At 71.4% G+C, this 24,146-nt stretch carries 28 protein-coding genes and 1 pseudogene; 17 read left to right on the forward strand and 12 right to left on the reverse strand.

Annotation, left to right across the window (positions count from 1 at the left end):
* Positions 1–73 precede the first annotated feature (73 nt).
* The 4 genes from BLV05_RS22640 (at position 74) to BLV05_RS22655 (ending at position 1,867) form a co-directional block, all read left to right on the forward strand.
* Entirely contained in the window at positions 74–400 is a 327-nt protein-coding gene (locus tag BLV05_RS22640; RefSeq protein ID WP_046770003.1) for an ArsR/SmtB family transcription factor, read from the forward strand.
* Between the two features lie 22 nt (positions 401–422).
* Positions 423–890, forward strand: coding sequence for an SRPBCC family protein (locus BLV05_RS22645; RefSeq protein ID WP_046770004.1), 468 nt, complete (start codon positions 423–425; stop codon positions 888–890).
* A gap of 70 nt (positions 891–960) precedes the next feature.
* Positions 961–1,380 carry a VOC family protein gene (locus BLV05_RS22650; RefSeq protein ID WP_046770005.1) on the forward strand — a complete coding sequence of 140 codons (420 nt, stop codon included), beginning with the start codon at positions 961–963 and terminating at the stop codon, positions 1,378–1,380.
* Positions 1,381–1,393: 13 nt separating this feature from the next.
* On the forward strand, positions 1,394–1,867 hold the full coding sequence (locus BLV05_RS22655; protein ID WP_046770006.1) for a hypothetical protein: 474 nt from the start codon (positions 1,394–1,396) through the stop codon (positions 1,865–1,867).
* Between the two features lie 808 nt (positions 1,868–2,675).
* Here BLV05_RS22655 and BLV05_RS22660 read toward each other — a convergent pair.
* The 4 genes from BLV05_RS22660 to BLV05_RS22675 are packed head-to-tail and all read right to left on the reverse strand — an operon-like array spanning position 2,676 to position 6,292.
* Positions 2,676–3,371 (reverse strand): response regulator, encoded by a 696-nt coding sequence (locus BLV05_RS22660; protein ID WP_046770007.1) that lies wholly within the window; start codon positions 3,369–3,371, stop codon positions 2,676–2,678.
* A complete protein-coding gene (locus BLV05_RS22665; protein ID WP_197683265.1) occupies positions 3,368–4,546 on the reverse strand; it encodes a sensor histidine kinase in 1,179 nt (392 codons plus the stop codon). The genes BLV05_RS22660 and BLV05_RS22665 overlap by 4 nt, the downstream gene beginning before the upstream one ends.
* Before the next feature lie 25 nt (positions 4,547–4,571).
* Entirely contained in the window at positions 4,572–5,375 is an 804-nt protein-coding gene (locus tag BLV05_RS22670) for an ABC transporter permease (protein ID WP_046770009.1), read from the reverse strand.
* Positions 5,372–6,292, reverse strand: coding sequence for an ABC transporter ATP-binding protein (locus BLV05_RS22675; protein ID WP_046770010.1), 921 nt, complete (start codon positions 6,290–6,292; stop codon positions 5,372–5,374). Before BLV05_RS22675 ends, BLV05_RS22670 begins: the two co-directional genes overlap by 4 nt.
* Before the next feature lie 139 nt (positions 6,293–6,431).
* Between BLV05_RS22675 and BLV05_RS22680 the strand changes: the two genes are divergently transcribed.
* Complete coding sequence (locus BLV05_RS22680) at positions 6,432–7,763, forward strand: FAD-binding oxidoreductase (RefSeq protein WP_046770011.1); 1,332 nt, start codon at positions 6,432–6,434, stop codon at positions 7,761–7,763.
* Between the two features lie 17 nt (positions 7,764–7,780).
* Here the strand turns inward: BLV05_RS22680 and BLV05_RS22685 are convergent, their stop codons facing one another.
* Positions 7,781–8,665 (reverse strand): aldo/keto reductase, encoded by an 885-nt coding sequence (locus BLV05_RS22685; protein ID WP_046770012.1) that lies wholly within the window; start codon positions 8,663–8,665, stop codon positions 7,781–7,783.
* 101 nt (positions 8,666–8,766) lie between these two features.
* Between BLV05_RS22685 and BLV05_RS22690 the strand changes: the two genes are divergently transcribed.
* Complete coding sequence (locus tag BLV05_RS22690; RefSeq protein WP_046770013.1) at positions 8,767–9,144, forward strand: DUF2255 family protein; 378 nt, start codon at positions 8,767–8,769, stop codon at positions 9,142–9,144.
* An 11-nt stretch (positions 9,145–9,155) separates the two neighbouring features.
* On the opposite strand, the gene BLV05_RS22695 is transcribed toward BLV05_RS22690, so the two are convergent.
* A complete protein-coding gene (locus tag BLV05_RS22695; protein ID WP_046770014.1) occupies positions 9,156–10,205 on the reverse strand; it encodes an alcohol dehydrogenase catalytic domain-containing protein in 1,050 nt (349 codons plus the stop codon).
* A 100-nt stretch (positions 10,206–10,305) separates the two neighbouring features.
* Between BLV05_RS22695 and BLV05_RS22700 the strand changes: the two genes are divergently transcribed.
* On the forward strand, positions 10,306–11,184 hold the full coding sequence (locus BLV05_RS22700) for a helix-turn-helix transcriptional regulator (RefSeq protein ID WP_046770015.1): 879 nt from the start codon (positions 10,306–10,308) through the stop codon (positions 11,182–11,184).
* 141 nt (positions 11,185–11,325) lie between these two features.
* Here BLV05_RS22700 and BLV05_RS22705 read toward each other — a convergent pair whose 3' ends face one another.
* Entirely contained in the window at positions 11,326–11,520 is a 195-nt protein-coding gene (locus BLV05_RS22705) for a hypothetical protein (RefSeq protein WP_046770016.1), read from the reverse strand.
* Between the two features lie 141 nt (positions 11,521–11,661).
* Between BLV05_RS22705 and BLV05_RS22710 the strand changes: the two genes are divergently transcribed.
* Positions 11,662–12,027 (forward strand): ArsR/SmtB family transcription factor, encoded by a 366-nt coding sequence (locus BLV05_RS22710; RefSeq protein ID WP_046770017.1) that lies wholly within the window; start codon positions 11,662–11,664, stop codon positions 12,025–12,027.
* Positions 12,028–12,048: 21 nt separating this feature from the next.
* On the opposite strand, the gene BLV05_RS22715 is transcribed toward BLV05_RS22710, so the two are convergent.
* Complete coding sequence (locus BLV05_RS22715; RefSeq protein ID WP_082155404.1) at positions 12,049–12,393, reverse strand: ArsR/SmtB family transcription factor; 345 nt, start codon at positions 12,391–12,393, stop codon at positions 12,049–12,051.
* Between the two features lie 65 nt (positions 12,394–12,458).
* On the opposite strand from BLV05_RS22715, the gene BLV05_RS22720 reads away from it, so the two are divergent.
* From BLV05_RS22720 to BLV05_RS22750, 7 genes and pseudogenes are all read left to right on the forward strand, one after another.
* Positions 12,459–13,538: a flavin-containing monooxygenase gene (locus BLV05_RS22720; protein ID WP_046770018.1), complete on the forward strand. Its 1,080-nt coding sequence runs from the start codon at positions 12,459–12,461 to the stop codon at positions 13,536–13,538.
* Positions 13,535–14,725, forward strand: coding sequence for an MFS transporter (locus tag BLV05_RS22725; protein ID WP_046770019.1), 1,191 nt, complete (start codon positions 13,535–13,537; stop codon positions 14,723–14,725). Before BLV05_RS22720 ends, BLV05_RS22725 begins: the two co-directional genes overlap by 4 nt.
* Positions 14,726–14,882: 157 nt before the next feature.
* Positions 14,883–15,893, forward strand: a complete 1,011-nt coding sequence (locus tag BLV05_RS22730; protein WP_046770020.1) for a PstS family phosphate ABC transporter substrate-binding protein — start codon at positions 14,883–14,885, stop codon at positions 15,891–15,893.
* Positions 15,894–15,899: 6 nt separating this feature from the next.
* On the forward strand, positions 15,900–16,853 hold the full coding sequence (pstC, locus tag BLV05_RS22735) for a phosphate ABC transporter permease subunit PstC (RefSeq protein ID WP_082155407.1): 954 nt from the start codon (positions 15,900–15,902) through the stop codon (positions 16,851–16,853).
* Positions 16,853–17,755, forward strand: a complete 903-nt coding sequence (gene pstA / locus BLV05_RS22740; RefSeq protein WP_046770021.1) for a phosphate ABC transporter permease PstA — start codon at positions 16,853–16,855, stop codon at positions 17,753–17,755. The genes pstC and pstA overlap by 1 nt, the downstream gene beginning before the upstream one ends.
* A 23-nt stretch (positions 17,756–17,778) precedes the next feature.
* Positions 17,779–18,687 carry a phosphate ABC transporter ATP-binding protein PstB gene (gene pstB, locus BLV05_RS22745; protein WP_082155408.1) on the forward strand — a complete coding sequence of 303 codons (909 nt, stop codon included), beginning with the start codon at positions 17,779–17,781 and terminating at the stop codon, positions 18,685–18,687.
* Between the two features lie 63 nt (positions 18,688–18,750).
* Positions 18,751–19,335 (forward strand): annotated as a pseudogene (locus tag BLV05_RS22750) (response regulator transcription factor); the annotation flags it as partial.
* Positions 19,336–19,385: 50 nt separating this feature from the next.
* Here the strand turns inward: BLV05_RS22750 and BLV05_RS37795 are convergent.
* Both BLV05_RS37795 and BLV05_RS22760 read right to left on the reverse strand, forming a co-directional pair.
* Complete coding sequence (locus BLV05_RS37795) at positions 19,386–20,366, reverse strand: metalloregulator ArsR/SmtB family transcription factor (RefSeq protein WP_082155410.1); 981 nt, start codon at positions 20,364–20,366, stop codon at positions 19,386–19,388.
* A 60-nt stretch (positions 20,367–20,426) separates the two neighbouring features.
* A complete protein-coding gene (locus tag BLV05_RS22760; RefSeq protein WP_369124068.1) occupies positions 20,427–20,753 on the reverse strand; it encodes an ArsR/SmtB family transcription factor in 327 nt (108 codons plus the stop codon).
* Positions 20,754–21,086: 333 nt separating this feature from the next.
* On the opposite strand from BLV05_RS22760, the gene BLV05_RS22765 reads away from it, so the two are divergent.
* Both BLV05_RS22765 and BLV05_RS22770 read left to right on the forward strand, forming a co-directional pair.
* Positions 21,087–21,731 carry an arsenate-mycothiol transferase ArsC gene (locus BLV05_RS22765; RefSeq protein WP_046770023.1) on the forward strand — a complete coding sequence of 215 codons (645 nt, stop codon included), beginning with the start codon at positions 21,087–21,089 and terminating at the stop codon, positions 21,729–21,731.
* Positions 21,732–21,784: 53 nt separating this feature from the next.
* A complete protein-coding gene (locus BLV05_RS22770; protein ID WP_407717026.1) occupies positions 21,785–22,138 on the forward strand; it encodes an arsenate reductase ArsC in 354 nt (117 codons plus the stop codon).
* 38 nt (positions 22,139–22,176) lie between these two features.
* Here BLV05_RS22770 and BLV05_RS22775 read toward each other — a convergent pair whose 3' ends face one another.
* Positions 22,177–22,836 carry a response regulator transcription factor gene (locus BLV05_RS22775; protein ID WP_046770025.1) on the reverse strand — a complete coding sequence of 220 codons (660 nt, stop codon included), beginning with the start codon at positions 22,834–22,836 and terminating at the stop codon, positions 22,177–22,179.
* The gene (locus BLV05_RS22780) at positions 22,815–24,074 is read right to left on the reverse strand and encodes a sensor histidine kinase (RefSeq protein WP_046770026.1); all 1,260 of its coding nucleotides are present in this window, start codon (positions 24,072–24,074) and stop codon (positions 22,815–22,817) included. Before BLV05_RS22780 ends, BLV05_RS22775 begins: the two co-directional genes overlap by 22 nt.
* Positions 24,075–24,146: the final 72 nt, after the last annotated feature.

Here is a 24,146-nt window from a genome sequence, read left to right on the forward strand (position 1 = left end):
ACAGTTAGGTATACGCCGCCCAATCCTGCGACGGGGGTTGCGCGACACTCAAGCAACTGCTTTACTAAAGCACATGCTTGACCAACAGCCGAACCTCGACCTGGTGTTCCAGGCGCTCGCCGATCCCACCCGCCGTGCGCTCGTCGAACGGATGACGCACGGCCCGGCGTCCGCGTCGGAGCTTGCCCGGCCGTTCGAGATGACGCTGGCCGCGATCCTGCAGCACATGAAGGTCCTCGAGGTCAGCGGGCTGGTGCGCACCACGAAGGAGGGCCGGGTGCGCATGTGCCGCATCGAACCGGGCGCGCTGCGGACCGCCGAGGACTGGATCGCCGAGCGCCGCACCAGCTGGGAGCGGAAGCTCGATCGCCTCGGGGCGCTGCTCGAAGACGAGACCTGAACCATCCGATGAAGAGAGACCCATGATCGAACGCAAGCTGACCCACTCGACCTTCGCCGTCGAACGCGAGTACAAGGTCCCGGCGGAGAAGGTCTTCCAAGCCTTCGCTGACCCGTCGATCAAGGCGACCTGGTTCGACGACCCCGGCGGCGGGTGGACGCTGATCGACTCCTCCAGCGACTTCCGCGAGGGCGGGCACGAGCACAACGAGAGCCGCTTCGGCACGGACGGCCCGGTGTCGCGGTTCGATGCCCGCTACCACGAGATCGTCGAGGACCTGCGGATCGTCTACAGCTACGAGATGCGCGTCGACGGCACCCGGCTCTCGGTCTCCATCACCTCGATCGAGCTGGCCGGAACCGCCGCCGGCACCCTGCTGACCATGACCGAGCAGGGCGTCTTCTTCGACGGGCTGGAGAACACCGAGCAGCGCCGGCAAGGCCTGCGCGACGTGCTCGAGGCGCTGGCCGGCGCCGTCGAACCCGGCTGACCAGCGCCCGCATCCCTGACCGCCACACCGCCGACGATCGTCGGCGGAACGACCCCCGGAAAGAGACCCGATGTCCACGTCCATCTTCGTCAACCTGCCCGTCGAGGACCTGGCGGCGTCGCGCGCGTTCTACGCGGCGCTCGGCTACACGCTCGACGAGAACTTCTCCAACGACGTCAGCACGACCGTCGTCATCAGCGACACCATCTACGTCATGCTGCTGGCCCGGCCGACCTTCCAGAGCTCCCTCACCACCGAGGTCGCCGACGCCACCAAGGTCACCGAGGCCACACTCGGACTGTCGGCCGCCAGTCGCGAGGAGGTCGACCACCTGGCCCTGCAGGCGTTCGCCGCGGGCGCGTCCTTCGCCCGGGAGACCGAAGACCTCGGCTTCATGTACACCCGCAGCTTCCGCGACCCGGACGGCCACTTCTGGGAGGTCTTCTGGATGGACCCCCAGGCCGCTCAGGGCACCCCGCCGGCCAGCTGATCAAGGAGGCCCCATGTATCCGAGAATCGCGGCGGCGCTCACCGCCGCGGCAGTCATCGCAGCGACAGCAGGCAATGCTGCGACGGCGCTCGCCGCACCCGACCAAGCCGCTCCGACGAGCAGCGCCCACGCCCCGAGCCGGCAGAGCTCCACCCTGCCCGCACCAACCCACCTGGCGGGAACGACCGTCGCCTTCGCGGACGCTCCGGACCTGTTCTTCCACTGGCGCCTTCCCGACGGTGTCGGCCGGAACGTCGACTTCGAGCTCTACCTCGGCGACTCCCCGACGCCGTTCGCGTCCAGCGCCACCCACAGCCCCGCCACCACCCCCTACGCGAGCTTCGACTGGTGGCGGAACACCGCAACGCTGATCGAGTTCCCCATGCCGGTCGGCACCTACGACATCACCCTCCGATACCGGGACCAGGACGGCAGGCTGTCCGCCCCGAGCAACCCCGTCCGGTTCACCGGGCTCGCCTATCCGTAGGCCAGTCAGGTCACTAACCGTCGGCGTTCCGCTGCCGACCGGATCCCCAGACCTTTCGCCTCGGGAACGGAGTACCCAGGTGGACACTGACAGCAGTAAGACGCGCCCGAAGACGGCTGTCAAGCGGCGAATGAGTCGGCTGCGACGCCGCAAGCACACTGCACTTCCGGCTGCCTTGATGGCTTCCTGGCCACTCTTGTCGCCGCGACGCCCACTTCGTCCGCGACGCCGGCGCCACAGGCGGATCGAACAGACGAATCAGGCTACTGGGCTCCGCTTTCGGCGCCTCCCGACGACATCATCGAGCCTCTGGCTGAGTCAGCCATCATCATTGCCGGCAACTGTTTTTTCCGGCAGGGTGCCGAAAATGTGCATGTTTCGAAGGCTCAGCCTCGAGCCGCATCGGCGCACGGCTATTGGAAACAGGTGGCTGGCACGTGTCCGAGTACGGCGAACGTGGACATTTTCTTGCAGGCGAGGTTCTGTACCCCCGCTGGCTGTGGTTGGAGGACGGTTGCGTCCGGCAGCCTCAACGTCAGGCCAGGCACCGGGCATGGCTTTCGGGCTACGGCGAGGGAGGCATGCTCGTCCAGCGCCACCGTGGGATACCGCTCCTTCGTCGATGTGGACCTACCCGGAATTGCCGATCCGCCCGGTGACACCTTCTCGCCTGCGATGAACCTTCCGTGTTACCCATCCTCCTGATGTGCCGGCTGATCCCCCTCCGATCAAGGCCGGCAGGGAGGTTGTGCGCCTTTGCCCCTCGGGCGTCAACCAGGGCACGGCGGGACCAAGGATCCGTGAGGGTTCACCCGCCGTGCCGTCCTCCTTGCCCGCCCTGCTCCGGGTCCACGAGGCCGTTCTCGTAGGCGAACACCACCACCTGCACGCGGTCGCGCAGCTCGAGCTTGGCCAGGATGCGCCCGACGTGCACCTTGACGGTGGCCTCGGAGACGAAGAGCCGCGCGGCGATCTCGGCGTTGGTCCGCCCACGAGCCAGCTCGCCCAGGACCTGACGCTCGCGCTCGGTGAGCTGGTCCAGCCGCTCGTCGACGGGTGATCGGCCGGTCGACGTTGGCAGGTGGTGGGCGAAGGCCTCGATCAGCCGGCGGGTGACGGCGGGCGCGACGGCCGCGTCACCCGAGGCGACGACCCGGATGCCGGCCAGCAGGTCCGCCGGCGTCGCGTCCTTGAGCAGGAACCCGCTCGCGCCCGCCCGCAACGCCGCGAACACGTACTCGTCCAGGTCGAACGTCGTGAGGACGAGGATGCGCGCGTCCCCGCCGGCCGCCACGATCTGCCGGGTGGCCTCGATGCCGTCCATGGCCGGCATCCGCACGTCCATGAGCACGACGTCGGGCCGGAGCGCGCGCGTCATGGTGACGGCCTCGGCGCCGTTGCCGGCCTCGCCCACGACGTCGAGGTCGGGCTGCTGCTCGAGCAGGGCGCGGAACCCGAGCCGCAGCAGCGACTGGTCGTCCACCAGGAGCACCCGGATGGTCACGTGTCCTCGCTCGGGTCGATCGGAAGGTGCAGACGGACGCGCCAGCCGGCCCCAGGGCACGGGCCGGCGTCGATCCGTCCGCCGAAGGAGGCCGCCCGCTCCATCATCCCGGTCAGGCCGTGCCCCGGCGCCGCGCGACCGGCCGGCTGGCCGGCGCCGTCGTCGACGATCTCGACGTCGACGCCACCGGCCGAGTACCGCAGCCGGACCTGCGCCCTGGCCCGTGGCCCGGCGTGCTTCATCGTGTTCGTGAGCGCTTCCTGGACGACGCGGTAGACGGTCAGGCCGGCGCCCGGGCCCCAGTCGCCAGGCACACGCTCCTGGGTGACGGCGACGTCCACGCCCGCGGCGCGCACCTGATCGACCAGCTCGTCGAGGTCGTCGAGGCCGGGCTGCGGGGCCGGCGCACCGGCCGGCGAGGCCGCGGGTCCCTCGGCCTCGCCGTCGCGCAGCAGGCCCACCAGCCGCCGGATCTCCCCCAGCGCCTCGCGGCCGGTCGCCGACGACTTCTCCATCATGCCCACGGCCCGCTCCGGAGCGGCCCGGGTCGTCGCCGCCGCGCCGTCGGACAACGCGACCATGACGGCGAGGTTGTGCGCGACGATGTCGTGCATCTCGCGGGCGATCCGGGCCCGTTCGGCCGCCGCGGCGAGCCTGGCCTGCTGGTCACGTTCCCGCTCCAGGCGGCGGGCCCGTTCCTCCAGCTCCGCCAGGTAGGCCCGGCGGGTCTGCAGGTTCACCCCCAGCAGCGCCGCCGCGGCGAACAGGCCGGCCAGCGCCACGACGTCCCACCACGGCCCGCCGTTGCTCACCCAGCCCACGGTGAACGGGACGACGAGCGCGGCCGGCGCCCAGAGGTGCCGCCGCGGCCGGTAGCGGGCCACGGTGTACAGGGCGATCATCGGGACGACCAGCAGGGAGAACCCGCTGACGTCGTCACCGTCGCCGTCGCCGACCCACACCAGGCCGACGAGCACGATGACCCAGAAGACGACCACCGGGACACGGCGCCGCCACACGAGCGGCACATGGAGCGCGGCGAACCACACCCAGCCGCCGCCGGAGACCTGGCCGAGCTCGGCCGCCGCCTGCGCCGAGACCGCCGCCACCACGCCCGCCAAGGCCGCGTCGACCACCTGCGGGTGACGCCGAGCGGCGGCCTGGACGGTCGACATGGCCATCAGCGTACGGTCGCCACGGCTACGCGTCCCGAGCTCGCAGGACGGCCACGCCGCCGGCGATGAAGACGCCGGCCCAGGCCGCGAGCACCAGGGCCCCGGCGCCGGGCGACAGCATCCACGGAAACGTCTCGCTGCCCCCGACCGTGTACATCGCCTGGCCGGCGAACGTGGGGACGTACGGCATGACGTCGCCCTCGATCGACTCGGGCAGCATCGGCCGCAGCAGCGCGGGCACGATCAGGACGGAGCCCGCGTAGGCGGCCAGCCCACCCGCCGTGTGCCGCAGCATCGCCCCGAGGCCCAGACCCAGCACGGCCAGCCCGACCGGTGCGACCGCCGCTCCGAGCGTCGCCCGCACGACCCCTGCGTCGGCGAGCGTGACCTCGCCGGCCGCGCCCGCGAACGCCTGGTGGACCACGAACGCCGCCACGCACACCACGACCGTGACCGGCAACGTCGCGGCGACCAGCACGAGCGCCTTGGCCGTCAGCACCGGCACCCGGCGAGGCACCGCCGTCAGCGTCGCCCGGATCAGCCCCGACCCGTACTCGCCGGTCATCAGCACGACCCCGAACACGCCGAGGACCAGCGACAGCCCGTCGACCCCGAAGAACGCGCTCTCGACGGCCCCGTCGACGGTCACGGCCACGTCGTCTCGCCGCGTCGCCCAGCCGACGACGCCCGCGAGGCCGACGGTGAACAGCCCGGCCAGACCCAGCACCCACCACGTCGACCGCAAGGACCACAGCTTGGTCCACTCCGAGCGCACCACTGCCCTGAAACTCACACGGTACCCGCCGGCACCGGCAGCGTTGATCGTCATGCCGCACTCCTCTCCCGCTCGTCCCGGTACTCCACCGAGTCGTCGGTCAGCTCCATGTAGGCCTGCTCCAGCGAGGCCCGCGCCGGGGTGAGCTCGTACAGCGCCAGGTCGTGCTGACGCGCCAGCTCCCCGATCGTCTCCACCGCGAGGCCGCTCACCTGGAGCACACCCGACGCCTCGCTGGTCACCCGTGCCCCATGCCGCACGAGCACGTCGCGCAGCTCGGCCGCCTGCGGGGACCGCACCGACGTCCGATCCACCACGACCCGCGCGATCAGCTCGTCGACGGACGTGTCGGCCAGCAGCCGGCCCCGGCCGATGATCACCAGGTGCTCCGCCGTCATCGCCATCTCGCTCATCAGGTGGCTGGAGACCAGGACGGTGCGTCCCTCCGCCGCCAGCTGCTTGAGCAGGTTGCGGATCCACAGCACGCCGTCCGGATCGAGGCCGTTGACCGGCTCGTCCAGGATCACCACGGCGGGATCCCCGAGCAGGGCGGCGGCGATCCCGAGCCGCTGACTCATGCCGAGGGAGAAGCCACCGGCACGGCGGTCTGCCACCGCCTCCAGACCCACCGCCCCGAGCACCTCGTCGACCCGCTTCGCGGCGAAGCCGTGGGTCTGCGCCAGCGCCAGGAGATGCTTGCGTGCGCTCCGGCCACGGTGGACGGCCTTGGCGTCCAGCAGCGCTCCGACCTCGCACAATGGTGCCCTGTGCTGCGCGTAGGCGACGCCGTTCACCAGCGCGGCCCCGCCGCTCGGGCGGTCCAGTCCCACGATCATGCGCATTGTGGTCGACTTGCCCGCGCCGTTGGGTCCGAGGAACCCGGTCACCTGCCCTGGCGGCACGGTGAAGGAGAGTCCATCGACGGCGATCGAATCGCCGAAGCGTTTGGTCAGTCCCGATATCTCGATCATGAGATCGACACTAGGAAGGCGCCTGCCACCCCCGCGATCGTCTCGCGGCTAGTGTCTGCGCCGTCGAGTACGCCTCAGGTCGTACGGCGGCGTCCGAAACCTTCAAGACCAGGGGCCGGCGGTGGTGCACGATGCCTGTATGGACATCGAAGGCGTCGGGCCTGGTGACAGCCGCTACGACACGCTGCGGGCCGGCTTCAATCTCGCCGTCACGCACGAGCCGGCGCTGATCGTCGAGGCGCGCTCGGCGGACGACGTGGCCGCAGCTGTGGCGGCCGCGACCGGCGAACGCCGGCCGGTCGGCGTCATGAACACCGGGCACGGGCCGTCGGTGCCGGCCGACGGCGCCGTCCTGATCCGCACCGGAGGGCTGTCCGGCGTTCAGGTCGACCCGGGCCGGCGGGTCGCCAGGGTCGAGGCCGGCGCCTGCTGGCGCGACGTCATCGCCGCCGCCGCACCGTACGGCCTCGCCCCGCTCAACGGGTCCAGCCCTGACGTCGGCGTCGCCGGCTACACGCTCGGCGGCGGCGTGGGCCTGCTGGGCCGGCGGTTCGGCTTCGCCGCCGACCATGTGCACTGGATGGACGTCGTCACCGCCGACGGCCGGCTCCAGCGCGTCGACGCCGACACCGACCCGGACCTGTTCTGGGCGTTGCGTGGCGCCGGTGCGAACTTCGGCGTCGTCACGGCCATGGAGATCGCCCTGTTCCCGGTGGCGACGCTGTACGGCGGCGAACTGTGCTTCGGCCCGGAGCATTCGGACGACGTGCTGCAGGCCTACCTGGCGTGGGCCTGCACCGCTCCGGAGACGATGGCGTCGTCGCTGCTCCTCCTGCGTTACCCGGACGATCCCGCCGTTCCGGAGCGGCTGCGTGGGCAGCACGTCACCCACCTGCGGCTCGCCGACAGCGGCGACGACGCGGAGGCCGGCCGTACGCTCGTCGACGAGTTGCGGGCCGCCGGGCCGCGGCTCGTGGACACCGTCCGGCCGATGCCGTACGCGGACGTCGGCACGATCCACCACGACCCGACCGGCACACCGGTCGCCGCCTTCGACCGCAACGTGCTGCTGCGCGACCTCGGTGGCGACGCTGCCGCCGTCATCACGAAGCTCGCCGGGCCGGACGCGGATGCGCCGTTCCTGGTGGAGCTGCGCGCCTGGGGCGGGGCGCTGGCGAGGCAGCCGGCGGTGCCGAACGCCGTCGGCGGCCGCGACGCCGCCTTCTCGCTGCTCGCGATCGCCGGGCCGCCGGCCGAGGACCGGGCGGCCCGCGACCGGCTGCTCGCGGCCATGGAGCCGTGGTCGACCGGTGGCAGCTACCTGAACTTCAGCGGCGTCGAGCACGCCACCACGCTCGCCGCGCGCCACTACCGGCCCGACGACCTGACCCGGCTGCGCGCTCTCAAGGACCGCTACGACCCGGGCCGCACCTTCAGCGTGACGTTCCCCCTCGACGCGGCGGGCGGCTGATCGACGAGGTCACGGCCTCAGGCCTCGGGGATCGGGCGGCCGAAGGCCTCGAGGGTGATCTGCTCCGGCTCGGGGCCGCCGCGCACGCCGGTGTCGAGGGCGTCGATCCCGGCCAGCTGGTCCGCCGTCAGCTCGAAGTCGAAGACGTCGAAGTTCTCCGCGATCCGCGACGGGGTGACCGACTTCGGGATCACCTGGCGGCCCTGCTGCAGGTGCCAGCGCAGCATCACCTGGGCCGGCGTCTTCCCGTGCGCCCGCGCGATCTCGTTGATCACCGGGTCCCGCAGCGTGCTGCCGTGCGCGCCGTCGCGGTAGAAGGTGATGCCGCCGATCGGCGACCACGCCTGCGACACGATGCCGTGCTCGGCGTCGACGGCGAGCAGCTCGGACTGGCGGAAGTACGGGTGCACCTCGATCTGGTTCACCGCCGGCACCACCGACGTCGCCGCCATCAACCGGGTCAGATGCGCGGGCATGAAGTTGCTGACCCCGATCGCCCGCACCCGCCCGTCGCCCAGCAGCGTCTCCAACGCCCGGTACGCGGCGATCGTGCGGTCGAACTCGCCCGGCAGCGCCTGGTGCAGGATCAGCAGGTCGATCCGCTCGACGCCGAGCTTGCCGGCGCTCTTGTCGAACGCGTGCAGCGTCTCGTCGTACCCGTAGTCGCTGATCCACACCTTCGTCTCGACGAACAGCTCCGAGCGGTCCAGGCCGGAGCGGCGGATCGCCTCACCCACCTCCCGCTCGTTCAGATACGCCGCGGCCGTGTCGATGTGGCGGTAGCCCGTGGCCAGCGCCGTCTCGACCGCCGCCACCGTCTCCTCCGGCGGTGTCTGGAACACGCCGAACCCGAGGGCCGGCAGCTCGACCCCGTTGTTCAGCTCGATCTGGGGAACGTTCATGACGTCCACGCTAGGCGCCGCGGCTGCGGCCTGGGAGTGCTTGCCGAACCAGGCACTGACAGTGCCTCCCTCGGCCGCCGCCGGCGACCTAGCGTGAGCGCATGACAGCCTGGACCGACGACGAGCTGACCCGCATCGGCAAAGCGGAAGAGCTGCAGGTCGCCTCCTACCGCGCCGACGGCACCCTCCGTCCGTACGTGACCATCTGGACCGTCCGCGCCGGCGACGACATCTACGTCCGCTCCGCCTACGGCCGCGACAACGGCTGGTTCCGGCGCGCGCTCGCCAGCGGCACCGGCCGCATCCGCGCCGGCGGCGTCGAGAGGGACGTGACGTTCGAGGAGCCGGGCGACGACGTCCACACCGCGGTCGACGAGGCCTACCACGCCAAGTACGACCGCCACGGCCCGGCCATCGTCGGCACCGTGACGGGTCCCCACGCCGTCGGCGAGACCCTCCGGGCGCTGCCCCGAGCCTGACGGCCCAAGCGTCACGGCCGGACGGCGACCTTGAGCGCGGTGCGGTCGTCCATCGCGGCGTAGGCCTTGGGGACGTCGTCCAGGGCGACGGTCCGGTCGAAGACCCGTCCGGGGTTCAGCGTGCCGTCCAGCACCGCGGGCAGCAGCTGCTCGATGTAGGCGCGGACGGGCGCGGGTCCGCCGGTCAGGGTGATGTTGGGGAGGAAGAGGCTGCCGAACCCGATCGGCGCTTCCTCGTACTGCGGGACGCCGACGCGGCTGATGACGCCGCCGGGGCGGACGATCCCGACGGCCTGGTCGTAGGCCGGCCGGTGCCCGACGGCTTCGAGCACGATCGGGCTGCCGCCGCCGGTGAGCTCGCGGACCTGGGCGATGCCCTCTGGACCGCGCTGAGGCACGACTTCGGTGGCGCCGAACTCGCGGCCGAGGTCGGTGCGCACCTGGTGCCGTCCCATCAGCACGATCCGCTCCGCGCCCAGCCGGGCGGCCGACAACACGGCCAGCAGGCCGACGGCGCCGTCACCGATGACGGTGACGGTGCTGCCCTCGGTCACGCCGCCGCGGACGGCCGCGTGCCAGCCGGTGCCGTACACGTCGGACAGGGTGAGCAGACTCGCCAGCCGGGCGTCGTCGGTGCCCGCGTCGACGCCGGGGACGGCGACCAGGGTCCCGTCGGCGAACGGGACGCGGACGGCCTCGGCCTGCCCGCCGCCCGTGCCCAGGCCGGCGTCGTTCCAGAACCCGCCGAGGGCGCAGGATGTCTGCAGCCCGGCCCGGCAGAACTCGCACCGGCCGCAGGAGATCGCGAACGGGGCGATGACGAAGTCGCCGGCGCGCAGCGTGGTGACCTCGGCGCCGACCTCCTCGACCACGCCGATGAACTCGTGGCCCATCGACGTGCCGGCGTCGCTGGCCGGCATCGAGTGGTACGGGTGCAGGTCGCTGCCGCACACGCAGGCCCGGACCACGCGCACCAGCGCGTCGGCCGGCTGCTTGATCGTCGGCTCGGGGACATCGATCACGCGGACGTCGCCCGCGCCGTACAGATAGGTGGCTCGCATGCCTCCAGTGGACGGCACCGCCGGGCGCGCGGGGAGAGCCTGTCGTCACCGGTACTGCCAGTGCCCCCCAGCGGGCCGGGCGGCGGCCTACCGTAGGGGCATGGACACCGTCGATCTGCGCGCCGAGATCCGCGAGTTCCTCAGCACTCGGCGCGCCCGCCTCACACCGGGGGAGGCCGGCCTGCCCGTGTTCGGCGGTAACCGCCGGGTCAAGGGGCTGCGGCGGGAAGAGGTGGCGATGCTGGCCGGCGTCTCGGTCGACTACTACGTCCGCATGGAGCGCGGCAGCCTGGCCGGCGCGTCCGAGAGCGTCCTCGACGCCCTGGCCAACGCGCTCCGGCTGGACGAGGCCGAGCGGACCCACCTGTACGCGCTGGCCCGCGAGAGCCGCAGCCGCGGCCGCAAGCAGCGGCGGACCGCGCCCGCCACCGTCGCGGCGCCGATCCAGCGGGTGCTCGACGCGATGACCGAGGCGCCCGCCTGGGTGCGCAACGGCCGCCACGACATCGTCGCGACGAACCAGCTGGGCCGGGCGCTCTACTCCCCCGTCCTCGCCGATCCGCGCCGGCCGCCGAACACGACCCGGTTCATCTACCTCGACCCCGCGGCCGAGGAGTTCTTCGTCGACTACGACCGCATCGCCGACGACGCCGCGGCGATGCTGCGGCTCGAGGCCGGCCGCAACCCGCACGACCACGCGCTCATCGAGCTGGTCGGCGAGCTGTCCACCCAGTCCGAACGGTTCCGCCAGCGCTGGGCCAGCCACGACGTCAAGTTCCACCGCAGCGAGCGCAAGCGCCTGCGCCACCCGGTCGTCGGGCAGCTGGACCTCGACTTCGAGTCGTTGGAGCTCGCCTCCGCGCCCGGCCTCTACCTCAACATCTACACCGCACCCGCCGATTCGCCGGCCGCCGACGCGCTCAAGCTCCTCGCGTCGTGGGCCGCGTCCCCGCAGTCCGCGCCGTCACCACGCCCCTGAGGCCCACGGCAGCGGGGCGGCGCCGAGCGCCGCCGCCAGAGGTTGACGCTGTCAGCAGCACCCGGTGTTGCAGCAGTCCGTGATCTGGTCGTCGCAGCAGTCCATCGTGGTCACCTCCCTCGCGCGTTTCGCGAGCGGTGGTCAGGCGTTCGCGCAGCAGGCGGAGCCGCGGCTCGAGGTGCGCGCCGCCCAGGCGTCGCGCACGCGCGACACAGTGCGGCCCAGAGCGCTCTTGCGGCAGCAGGTCGCCAGCGCGGCGAGACGGTGGCGGGCGGCCTCGGCGATCAGGTCGCGACGACGCTCGGCGGCCATCGTCTCAGGCAAGTACGGGTCCATGACGCCTCCTCGGCAGCGCTCACGGGGCCGGACCAGACCGACCCTGTTTCGACGTTCATCTAATCACTGATTCGAAGGATGTCAAAACAAACGTCGAGAATCATGGAACCAGCAGACTGTCCCGGGTAGCCTGGAGCGACGATGACCACCGCCACGATCAGCCCCACAGCACCGGCGAAGGCTCGCGCCCTGCCGGTGCTGAACGACTGCTGCACGCCGACTTCCGCCATCAGCGACGACGACGCCTCGCTGCTGGCCGGCATGTTCAAGGCGCTGGCCGACCCGGCACGGGTGAAGATCCTGTCCATGCTGCTCAACGCCGACGAGGTCTGCGCCTGCGACTTCTCGGCCAGCATCGGCAAGACCGCGGCCACCACCAGCCACCATCTGAAGCTGCTACGCGACGCCGGCCTGATCACCGGCGACCGACGCGGCACCTGGGTCAACTACCGCGTCATCCCCGAGCGTCTGACTGCGATCCGCGACGCCCTGACACTGGACCCGTGACGCCGGACACGCTGGACGGGCTCAGCAGCAGACCTTGAGGTAGTTCTGCAGGTCCTCGAGCGCGCGGGCCATGCCGTCCTTGTTGGCGCGGTAGTAGACGGTCTTGCCGTCGCGGCGCGAGGTGACGATGCCACCGCGTCGCAGGAGCTTCAGCTGCTCCGACGCGGTCGACTGGCCGATGTCGGCGAGCTCGGCGATCTCCCCCACGGACAGCTCGGCGCCGCGGGCGAACAGCAGCATGATCTTCTGCCGGGCCGGATTGGCCAGCGCCTTGAGGAAGTCGAGCGTGGCGTCGCTGAGCTCGACGAGATCGTCCGCCACCAGCGGCAACGACCTGCGCTCCCCCGCCGCCACGACTTCGCTCATGCCGCCGAGAATACGCAACGTATCGTCATTTTGCCATCTCGCGAATCGACGATATGTTGGCTCGCATGACCGCCACCGCGCTCCCTGTGATCGTCGTCGGCGCCGGCCAGTCCGGCCTCGCCGCCGCCCGCGCCGTCCGTGACGCAGGCCTGCACCCCGTCGTGCTCGAGGCCGGCGACCGGCCGGCCGGCTCCTGGCCGCACTACTACGACAGCCTGCGGGTCTTCTCCCCCGCCCGCTACAGCGCCATGCCCGGCTTCCCGATGGACGGCGACCCCGACCGCTACCCCACCCGCGACGAGGTCGCCGACTACCTCGACCACTACGCCCGGCACCTCGGCGTCGACATCCGCACGCACACCCGGGTGAGCGCGGTGGAGGCCGACGGCACCGGGTTCGTCGTGCGCACGGCCGGCGGCGACGCCCTGCCGGCCGCGGGCGTGGTCGCGGCGTCCGGCTCGTTCGGCAGCCCGATCATCCCGAACCTGCCCGGCCAGGAGACGTTCGCGGGCGAGCTGCTGCACGTCGCGGCCTACCGCGTCCCGGCCCCGTACGCAGGCAAGCGCGTCATCGTCGTCGGCGGCGGCAACTCCGGCGTCCAGATCGCCGACGAGCTCGCCGCCGGCGCCGACCTCACGCTCGCCACGCTCGCGCCGGTGCTCTTCCTTCCCCAGGTGATCCGCGGCCGCGACCTGCACCACTGGCTCGACGTCACCGGCTTCGACCACCTGCCCGCGGCCTGGCTGCGCCACATCGTCCGCAAGCCGCTCGTGCTGGACACCGGCCACTACCACGAGGCCATCGCGTCCGGCCAGGTCGAGCGGCGAGCGATGTTCACCGCCTTCGACGGCGACGCCGTCAGCTGGCCCGACGGCGAGCGCGAGCACGTCGACACCGTCATCTTCGCCACCGGGTACCGGCCCGACGTCGACTACCTGCGGCCGCTCGGCGCGCTGGACGAGACCGGCCTGCCGCGGCACGTCGACGGCATCTCCACCACTCACCCCGGCCTCGTCTACCTCGGCCTGGAGTTCCAGCGCTCCTTCTCCTCCAACACCCTCCGCGGTGTCAGCCGCGATGCCGACTACGTCGTCGGACCGCTCGCCGCACACGTCCGGCAGGCGCCCGCCACCATCGGCCTGTGAGCCGAAGACGCGCGCTGGCCGCATTGTGCGTCACGCAGGTCGTCGGCTGGGGCGTCCTCTACTACTCGTTCCCGGTCGCACTGCCGACCATCACCGCGGACACCGGCTGGTCCGGCCCGTCGACGACTGCGGCCTTCTCGCTCGCGCTCGTGGTCGCGGCTCTTGTGGGCATCCCGGCGGGCCGGGCCATCGACCGCTACGGCCCGCGACCGATCATGACCATCGGCTCGGTCGTCGGCGTCGCCGCGACCCTCGGCATCGCCGCCGCACCGACCATCGGCTGGTTCGCCGCTGCCTGGGTGGTCGCCGGACTCGCGCAGGCCGGCACCCTCTACGCGGCCGCATTCACCGCACTGACCCGCTGGTACGGCCCGCGCCGCACCCACGCGCTGACCGTCCTGACCCTCGTGGCCGGCCTGTCCAGCACGATCTTCGCCCCGGCCACCGCAGCTCTGCTCGACCACTTCGGCTGGCGGCAGACCTACCTCGTGCTCGCCGTCCTCCTGGCGGTCACCACCATCCCCGGCCATGCGTTCGGCCTCACCGCACCCTGGCCCGCACACGACCACACGGCCCATCCGCGACGACGCAACGGCCACGTCCGCACGGTCGCGAGCAGCCGGGCGTTCGTGTGTCTCACCGTCGCCTCGGCACTCACGGCATTCGCGATGTTCGCCGCGACCATCCACCTCATCCCGCTGCTCACCGACCGCGGACTGTCCATGTCACTCGCCGCCTGGGCGCTCGGCCTCTCCGGCGCCGGGCAGCTGCTCGGCCGCGTCGGCTACGCGCCGTTGTCGCGCCGCACCACGCCGCGCTTCCGGTCCGTCGCCATCCTCGCCGGCGGCGCCGCCACCATCGCCACCGTCGGCCTGCTGCCCGGGCCGGCCGCCGCCCTGGTCGCCGCCAGCATCGTCCTCGGCATCGCCCGCGGCGCGTTCACCCTGCTGCAGTCCACCGCCGTCAGCGACCGATGGGGCATCGCCGGCTTCGGCACCCTCTACGGCATTCTCAACGCGCCCACCACCATCGCGATGGCCGTCGCGCCCTGGGCCGGCAGCGCCATCGCCGCCGCCGTCGGGAGCTATCCGGCCATGTTCACCGTGCTCACCGCGATCGCCGGCGCCGCCGCCGTCGTAGCAGCCGGCACTGCCGTACCGGCGATGCACGCGCGCCACGGCTCTTGAACTTCTTTCACATAGACACTCTTCTATATTTCGACGTCAGATGGCGTGCGTTTGCTTGGCGTTCACATAGACGGTCTTCAATATGACCTGCTCACCGAGCAGCCGGCATACCCGTGGGGGGCGCCGGACGGTCAGATACGGGAAGGCTAGATTCATCGTGACCTCCAGCAGACTTCGCCGGTCGATCCTCGCGATCGCGGCGACGGGCGCTCTGACGTTCGGGCTGGCCGCGTGCGGCGGTCAGGACGACCCTGAGACCAGCTCCGACGAGGGTGGCAGCAGCGAGTCCGAGGCGCCTGACGGCGACGCGGGTGGCGCGGTCTCCGGTGCCGTCACGGCTGACGGCTCCTCGACCGTCGGCCCGCTCACCGAGGCCGCGGCCGACCTCTTCGGCGACGAGAACCCGGACGTCGACGTCACGGTGGCCACCTCCGGCACGGGCGGCGGCTTCGACGCGTTCTGCGCCGGTGAGACCGACATCTCCAACGCCTCGCGGCCCATCGACGAGGAGGAGACCGCGGCCTGTGAGTCCGGCGGCATCGACTTCACCGAGATCATCATGGCCAACGACGGCCTCGCGGTCGCCGTCAACCCGGACAACGACTGGGCCACCTGCCTCACCGTCGAGCAGCTGCAGACGATCTGGTCGCCGGACTCCGAGGGCCAGGTCACCAACTGGAACCAGGTCGACCCGTCGTTCCCGGACCAGCCGCTCACGCTGTTCGGCGCCGGCACCGACTCGGGCACGTTCGACTACTTCACTGAGGCGATCAACGGCGAGACCGGCGCGATCCGCACCGACTACAGCCCGTCCGAGGACGACAACGTCCTGGTCCAGGGCATCGCCGGCGACGTGGGCGCCACGGGCTTCTTCGGCCTGTCCTACGTCGAGGAGAACCCGGACTCGGTCAAGGCGGTCGAGGTCGACGGCGGCAACGGCTGCGTGGCGCCCTCGTCGGAGACGGTGCAGTCCAACGAGTACATCCCGCTGGGCCGGCCGCTGTTCATCTACGTCAAGAACGAGTCCTACACCGGCCAGCCGCAGGTGAAGGCGTTCGTGGACTTCTACGTCGAGAACGCGGTCGACGTGGCCGAGCGGGCGCTGTTCATCGGGCTGACGCCGGAGCAGCAGCAGACTGCCGCGGACGAGCTCGCGAGCCTCGGCTAGTACCGCGTGAGCACCGTCGTCAACCAGGGTGGCCCGGCCGGTGTGCCGGGCCACCCCGGCGCGTCCATCACCGTGAGGAACCGCCGGCCCGGCGAGCGGGCGATCCGGCTCGGCCTGTTCCTCGCGGCCGCCGTGTCGATGGCCACCACCATCGGCATCGTCATCGCGCTGCTGGTGCCGGCGCTGGAGTTCTTCGCCGAGGTCAGCGTCATCGACTTCCTGACCGGGACGCGCTGGGCGCCGCAGTTCAGCCCGGCCACCTTCGGGGTGGTGCCGCTCATCACCGCCACCTTGTGGACGACGGCCATCGCCCTGCTGGTGGCCGTGCCGCTGGGACTGGGCGCGGCGATCTACCTCAGCGAGTACGCGCACCGCCGGGTTCGCAAGGTCCTCAAGCCGATCCTCGAGGTCCTGGCCGGCATCCCGACCGTCGTCTTCGGGTTCTTCGCCCTGACCTTCGTGCAGGCGACGATCCTGCGCGACCTGTTCAGCTTCCAGACCGGCGCGTTCAGCGTGCTGGCCGCGGGCCTCGTGATGGGCATCATGATCATCCCGACGATCGCGTCGCTGTCCGAGGACGCGATGTCCGCGGTGCCGATGAGCATGCGGCAGGGCTCGGCCGCCCTCGGCGCCAACCGGATGCAGACCAGCCTCCGGGTGGTGTTCCCGGCCGCGCTGTCCGGCATCATCGCGGCCATCGTGCTCGGTATCTCGCGGGCGGTCGGCGAGACGATGATCGTGGCCATCGCCGCGGGCAACCAGGCGCGCATCGTCGAGGGGCCGCTGGAGGCGGGACAGACGATGACCGGCTTCATCGCCAACGCCGCGCTCGGCGACGCCCGGGTCGGGTCGCTGGAGTACAACACCCTCTTCGCGGTCGGCCTGCTGCTGTTCCTGCTGACCCTCGTCGTCAACTTCATCAGCATCCGGCTGGTCCGGCGCTTCCGGGAGGCGTACTGATGGCCACCACCACAGCCGATGCCGCCAACGCGGCCATCACCGGCCGGGCTCGCGGCGGCGAACGCAGCACCCGCTCACTGGTCTTCCTCCTGCTGCTCTGGCTGAGCCTGCTGATCGCCTTCGGCGTCCTGGTCACACTGATCGTCACGATCGCGCAGGACGGCGCCGGCCGCCTCGACTCCGGCCTGCTCACCGGGTACTCCGCGTCCGTCCCCGAAGAGGCGGGCGCACGCGCGGCGATCCTGGGGTCGGCCTGGGTCATCGGGACGACGGCGGTGCTGACCATCCCGCTCGGCGTCGCGGCAGCGATCCACCTCGAGGAGTTCGCCGACAAGAAGCACTGGTTCAACCGGCTGCTGGAACTCAACATCCAGAACCTCGCCGCGGTCCCGGCCATCATCTACGGCATGCTCGCGCTGGGCTTCCTGGCCCTGCTCGGCGTGCAGAACAAGAACGTCGTCATCGGTGGCGCACTGGCACTCAGCCTGCTCATCCTTCCGGTGGTCATCATCGCGACGCGAGAGTCCCTGCGCGCCGTCCCGGACGAGATCCGTCAGGGCTCGCTCGCCCTGGGCGCCACGCAGTGGCAGACCGTCTGGCGCCAGACGCTGCCCTCGGCGGTACCGGGCATCGCGACCGGGACGATCCTCGCCCTCTCGCGGGCGCTCGGCGAGGCCGCGCCGCTGCTGCTGCTCGGCGGGCTCGTCTACGTGACGTTCGACCCGAACGGCCTCCTGAGTGGGTTCACGACCCTGCCGATCCAGATCTTCAACTGGACCGGCCGCCCGCAGGAGGGGTTCCACGAGCTGGCCGCCGCCGCCAGCGTGGTGCTCCTCGTGCTGCTGCTGGCCATGAACGCGCTGGCCATCTTCATCCGCAACCGCTACCAGCATCGCTGGTGACCCGACTCGTGGAGACCAACCCCATGACCAGCGAGACGTCGACCGGACAGGACCTGACCCACCCGGGCAACGGCCAGGCGCAGAGCGACTTCCACATCGACCCATCCGCGGTGAAGACCGGCCGCCCCGATCGTTCCGTCGCCGACGTGCCGGACCCGGTGATCGAGTGCAAGGGCGTCGACATCTACTACGGCAGCTTCCGCGCCGTCAGCGACGTGACGATGGTGTTCGGGCGCAAGGAGATCACAGCGCTGATCGGTCCGTCCGGCTGCGGGAAGTCGACCCTGCTGCGCTCGCTCAACCGGATGAACGACCTCATCGAGGGCGCTCGGGTGGCCGGCGTGATCGCCTACCACGGCCAGGACATGTACGCCGACGACGTCGACGCGATCGAGGTGCGCCGCAAGATCGGCATGGTCTTCCAGAAGCCCAACCCGTTCCCCAAGTCGATCTACGACAACGTCGCCTACGGACCACGCGTGACCGGCATGAAGGTCGACGACATGGACGACCTCGTCGAGGAAGTCCTGACCCGTGCCGCGCTCTGGGACGAGGTCAAGGACAAGCTCAAGCAGTCCGCCTACGGCCTGTCCGGCGGACAGCAGCAGCGACTGTGCATCGCCCGCACCATCGCGACACGGCCCGAGGTGATCCTGATGGACGAGCCGTGCTCGGCTCTGGACCCGATCGCGACGGCGAAGATCGAGGACCTGATGCACGAACTGCGCGACGACTACACGATCGTCGTGGTCACCCACAACATGCAGCAGGCCGCCCGCGTCGCCGACCGGACGGCGTTCTTCACCGCCCGGCCGGACGAGCAGACCGGGGACCGCACCGGGATGCTCGTCGAGTTCGACCGCACCACCGTGCTCTTCACCAAGCCGGCCGACAAGCGCACCGAGGACTACATCTCCGGCCGGTTCGGATAGGAGGTCATCGTGACCGTGCCCGCCCTCCATTCCATCGGCACCCAGCAACAGCTCAGCGTCCTGGTGGCCGAGCCGGACCCGGCCGTCGCGGCCGACCTCACCGACGGCCTGTCCGTTCTCGGCGCCGAGGTGACCACCTGCTCCAACGGCGCCGAGGCATTGCTACGCACCGGCCTGACCCACCCGGACGTCGTCCTGATCAGCACCGACCTTCCCGGCGTGCCCGTCGCCGCCGCCGTTCGAGCCATCCGCGAACAGCGGGTGGCAGCCGTCATCGCCGGCATGGGCGCCAACGACGACTCCATCCTCATGAACGATCTCCTCGCCGCCGGTGTCAGCGCGATCGTCGCCCGGCCCTACCGCATGCCCGAGCTCACGCCCCTGCTCGCCGGCATCCGCCCGAACCCCACGCCCGGCGAGGGCCTGCTGCACAGCGGAAGCCTGAGCGTCGACCTGCGCTCCTACGAGGCCACGATCGGCGGTCAGAAGGTCCAGCTGACCGTCCGCGAGCTCGAACTGCTCGCATACCTGATCCGCAACACCGAGAGCGTCGTCACGTCCGGGCAGATCATGGCCGCGGTCTGGGGCCGGCCGCGCAGCACCACGAACACCCTCGTCGTGCACATCCGCCGGCTACGGGTGAAGCTCGGTGACGACCTGCGCAACCCGCGCATCATCCGGACCGTACGCGGCCTGGGCTACCGCCTGGTCGCCCCGGACGACGCCCCGGCCGGCACTACCTCCGCCACCAGCCCTTCCACGCGCGAGACCACGTCGTCGCGGATCCGGCGGATCTCCTCCATCGGTCTGCCGGCCGGATCGTCGATCGCCCAGTCGAGGTAGCGGCGGCCCGGGTACACCGGGCAGGCGTCACCGCAGCCCATCGTGATGACGTAATCGGCCGCGCGCACCACATCGTCGGTCAGCGGCTTCGGGAACTCCGCGCCGAGCGGCACCCCGATCTCGTCCAGCACGGTCACCAGCTCCGGGTTCAGCGCCCGCGCGGGCGCCGAGCCGGCCGTGCGCACGTGCGCCCGCGCCCCGGCGATGAACTTGAGGACGGCGGCCGCCAGCTGGGACCGTCCGGAGTTCTGCACGCACACGAACAGCACCTCGGGCACGCCCTTGACGACGATCCCCTGCGCCTGCGCCAGCGCGGTCAGCCGCTCGGCGGCGAAGCTGGACGTCAGCGACGGCAGATAGCGGGTGATGCGGGCCCGCCCGGCCAGCAGCTGGTAGCTCTCCACCACGTACCGCTCGACGGTCTCCGGCGAGAAGATGCCGGAGAAGCGCGCCGCGAGCTGGTCGGCCACCCGGCCGAGGACGGCGTCGACGCGGATCAGCCCCTGCGCCGGCCCCGGACTCCCGGTCTCGACCAGCCGGGCGTAGCGGGCGAGCGCATCGTGCGACGGCCGGTAGTGGATCTCGGTGCCGCGGCGCTCCTTCTCGACCATACGGGCGCGGTGCAGCACGCCGAGGTGGTGGCTCACCGTCGACGGCGACAGCGCGACGCTCGCGGCCAGCTCCCCAGCGGACGCCTCGCCGTCCTCGTGATCGATCAGGACGGCGAGCAGCTGCAGCCGTGCCGGGTCGGCGAGCACCTTGAGCTGCTGGGCGATCTCGGTGGCGGCCGACCGGCTGATCGGTCGCAGGCCTCCACCGCCCGACTCCGTCGTCATGGCGCCTATTTTGACGCAGATCTATGTGAACGGTCTAGACGAAACTCAGCCATCCGAAGGTCAGCGCAGAATGTCGGCGATGGCCGCCAGCCGCTCCGGCACGATCGAGAACCAGACCTGCTTGCCACGCCGCTCGCGCCGAAGCACGCCGGCCTCGACCATCAGGCGCAGGTGGTGCGAGACCGTGGGCTGGGTGAGGTCGAGCGGCTCGGTGAGGTCGGTGACGTTCGCCTCGGCGTCGGGCGCGGCCAGCAGCATGCTGAGCAACTGCAGGCGGGTCGGGTCGGAGACCACGCGCAGCAGACCGGCGAGACGCTCGGCGTCGTCGCGGGTGAGCGACGTCCCGGGTGTGAGGGAGCGAGCAGCGACCTCGGCGGGTTCACCCACCGGCCCTCGGTACTGCGGCGTGACACTCACACTGTCCATCGTAAGGGGCGAACAGGCCCGTCAGCAGTACTAGAGCGCTCCCACGGGCCCGGTTCAGCCACTCGCCACCCGCTAGGCACCTGCGTGACATCGATATCGATCAATATTTACGCGTGTCTATGCGACGGGCGGAACCGACGACGGCAGGCCGCATCGCCGGCGAGCTACTGAACACGTCGGCGAACGGTTCGTGAACAGCAGACGGCACGCCTACCGAACCGCCCGGGCCCGACGGAGCGCTTCCTATCGTGGTCGGCGAGCCGCCGGCCGAACCTCTCGACGTTGGAGCCCACCATGACCCAGCCCGACGGCCTGCTCTCGGCCGACGCCGTCCTGGACCGGATCGGTGAACGCCTGGCACACCGGTTCACCGGCATCGTGACCGCGGAGACGGTGCACCGCCTCGTCGCCGAGTCCTACGTCGCGCTGCTGCGCACGTCGGCGGTGAAGCAACACGTCCCGTCGCTGACCGAGCACTTCGCGTTGGAGCGGCTCACCGCCGTCACCCAGGCCAGCGGCGCCACCGTCAAGGCTGTGCCCGAGGTGTTGTTCGTGTGCGAGCAGAACGCCGGCCGCTCGCAGATCGCCGCCGCGCTCCTCGACCGCATCGCCATCGGGCGGGTCCACGTGCGCTCCGCCGGGTCGCACCCGGCCGGCGACCTGCATCCCGAGACCCGCCGGCTGCTCGAGCAGGTCGGCGCCGACGTCGCGACAGCCTTCCCGAAGCCGCTGACGGACGACGTCGTCAGGGCCGCCGACGTCGTCATTACGATGGGGTGTGGCGACGCCTGCCCGGTCTATCCCGGCAAGCGCTACGAGGACTGGGACGTCGCCGACCCCGACGGCGCCGACGACGCCCGGCTGGCGGCGATCCACGACGATCTCGACGGCCGTGTCCACGCGCTCCTCGCCGACCTCATCGACACGGAGTCCAGGTGACCGACAAGCCCAGCGTGCTGTTCGTCTGCGTCCACAACGCCGGCCGTTCCCAGATGGCAGCAGGATTCCTCAGCCACCTCGGCGGCGGCGACATCGAGGTCCGCTCGGCCGGGTCCGCCCCCGCCGACCAGATCAACCCGGTCGCCGTGGCGGCGATGGCCGAGATCGGCATCGACATCGCCGCCGAGCAGTCCAAGATCCTCACCGACGAGGCGGTCCAGGAGTCCGACGTCGTCATCACCATGGGCTGCGGCGACGCCTGCCCGTTCTACCCCGGCAAGCGCTACGAGGACTGGGAGCTCGACGACCCGGCCGGCCAGGGCATCGAGGCCGTCCGCCCCATCCGCGACGACATCCGCGGCCGCGTCGAGGCGCTCATCACCTCCCTGAAGGAGACCGCCGGCTGACCCCGTCGGGGCGCGAGCTGACGGTCCGGGCGTGGTCGTCAGCCACGCAGGTAGGCCAGGACGGCGGAGACGCGGCAGTCCGAACCCGGCTCGAGGCGAAGCTTCGCGAAGATGTTGCCCACGTGCTTGCGCACCGCGGCCTCGCTCACGACCAGGGTCTCGGCGATGGAGCCGTTGGTGCGGCCCTCGGCCATCAGCGCCAGAACCTCGTGCTCGCGCTCGGTGAGCGCGGCGAGCGGTCCGTCGGTGCGGCGGCGCCGGAGCAACTGACGGACCACCTGCGGGTCGACCACGGTGCCGCCGTCGGCGACCCGGTCGAGGCTGTCGAGGAACTCGCGGACGTGGCCCACCCGGTCCTTGAGCAGATAGCCGACCCCGCCGCCGGGGGTGGAGTCGAGCAGCTCGGCGACGTAGGCGTCGGCGACGTACGCCGAGAGCACCATGATCGCGATGTCCGGGTGCGCGGCCCGGATCGCGGCCGCGGCCCGCAGGCCCTCGTCGGAGTGTCCGGGTGGCATCCGGATGTCGGTGACCACTGCGTCGGGCGAGGTGTGTGCGACGAAGGCCAGTAGCGCGTCGGCGTCGTTCACCGCGGCCAGCACCTCGTGGCCGGCCCGTTCCAGGATGCCGACCAGGCCCTCGCGCAGCAGCACCGCGTCCTCGGCGATGACCAGCCTCAGGCTGCGTCGACCGGACATTCCATCCTCACCTCCGTCGGACCGCCCGCCGGGCTGGTCACCTGCAGCCCGCCGTCGAGCGCCTCGAGCCGGACGGCGAGGCCGGCCAGTCCGGTGCCTCTGCCTATGTCGGCGCCGCCGACGCCGTCGTCCACCACGGTCACGACCAGCCTGCCGTTCTGGGTCCAGGCGTGCACCTGCGCCGAGCGTGCGGACGCGTGCCGGACCACGTTGGTGAGCGCCTCGCTGACCACGAAGTACGCCGCGGTCTCGACCGGGGCGGGCAGCCGGCCGGTCAGGCTGATCTCGGTGTCGACCGGCACCGGCGAGCGGTCCGCGATCTCGTGCACCGCCGCCTCGAGGCCGTGGTCGGCCAGCACCCGTGGATGGATGCCGCGGACCGTCGACCGCAGCTCCTCGAGCGCCCCCTCGGCCTGCCGGTGCGCCTCGCGGACGAGCTCGAGCCCGGCGCCGTCGGGCACGTCGAGCTCGGCCCGGCCCAGGGTCATGGTGAGTGCGACGAGCCGCTGCTGGACGCCGTCGTGGAGGTCGCGCTCGATCCGGCGGCGCTCGGTTTCGAAGGCGTCGACCAGGCCGACCCGGGAGCGCCGCAGGTCGGCGACCGCGGCCGCCAGCTCGGCCTGCCGCGGGTCGAGCAGCAGCCGGGCGAGCGCGGCCTGGGCCGCGGCGAGCGCCGTGACGGCGTACGCGGCGGCCACCAGCCCGACCAGGCCCGGTCCCGCCGCGGCGAGCGCCGCCTCGCGCGTGGTGTCGATCTGCCAGCCGAGCACGTCGAGCTGGTCGATCCGCACCAGTGCCGGCGCCAGCAGCAGGCTGCCCGGCACGACAAGGGCCAAGGTGACCACCACGGCGTCGACCAGCCACAGGATCGTGGCCAGCAGGACGGCGTAGCCGACCTCGGCCCAGACGATCGGGAGCCGGCGGCCCGCGCGCAGCCGCTCGCGCAGCGTGCCGAACCGGGCCTGGGTCGCCTGCGGCAGCACCAGCCGCGAACGACGACGCTCGACGTCGGCGACCACGGCCGCGACCGCCGGCACACCGGCCAGGACCAGGAGGCCGACGACCACGACGAGGGTGAGCAGCCCGACCCCGACGACAACGAACAACACCGCGCAGGCCGCCAGGCCGACCGGGACCGTGGTGACCAGGTAGGCCAGCGAACGCCACGGCCACATCGAGAAGAGGAACCGCCACGGTCTCCCCCGGACAGCCGTCCACGCGTCCGGGAACGAGCTCATGGCTGCACCCCCTCTACGTGTCGGGCCAGGCACCTCGACTCACTCGCTCCGATCTACTTCCGCCCCGGACCA

It is taken from the genome of Jiangella alkaliphila, assembly GCF_900105925.1.
Lineage (GTDB): Bacteria > Actinomycetota > Actinomycetes > Jiangellales > Jiangellaceae > Jiangella > Jiangella alkaliphila.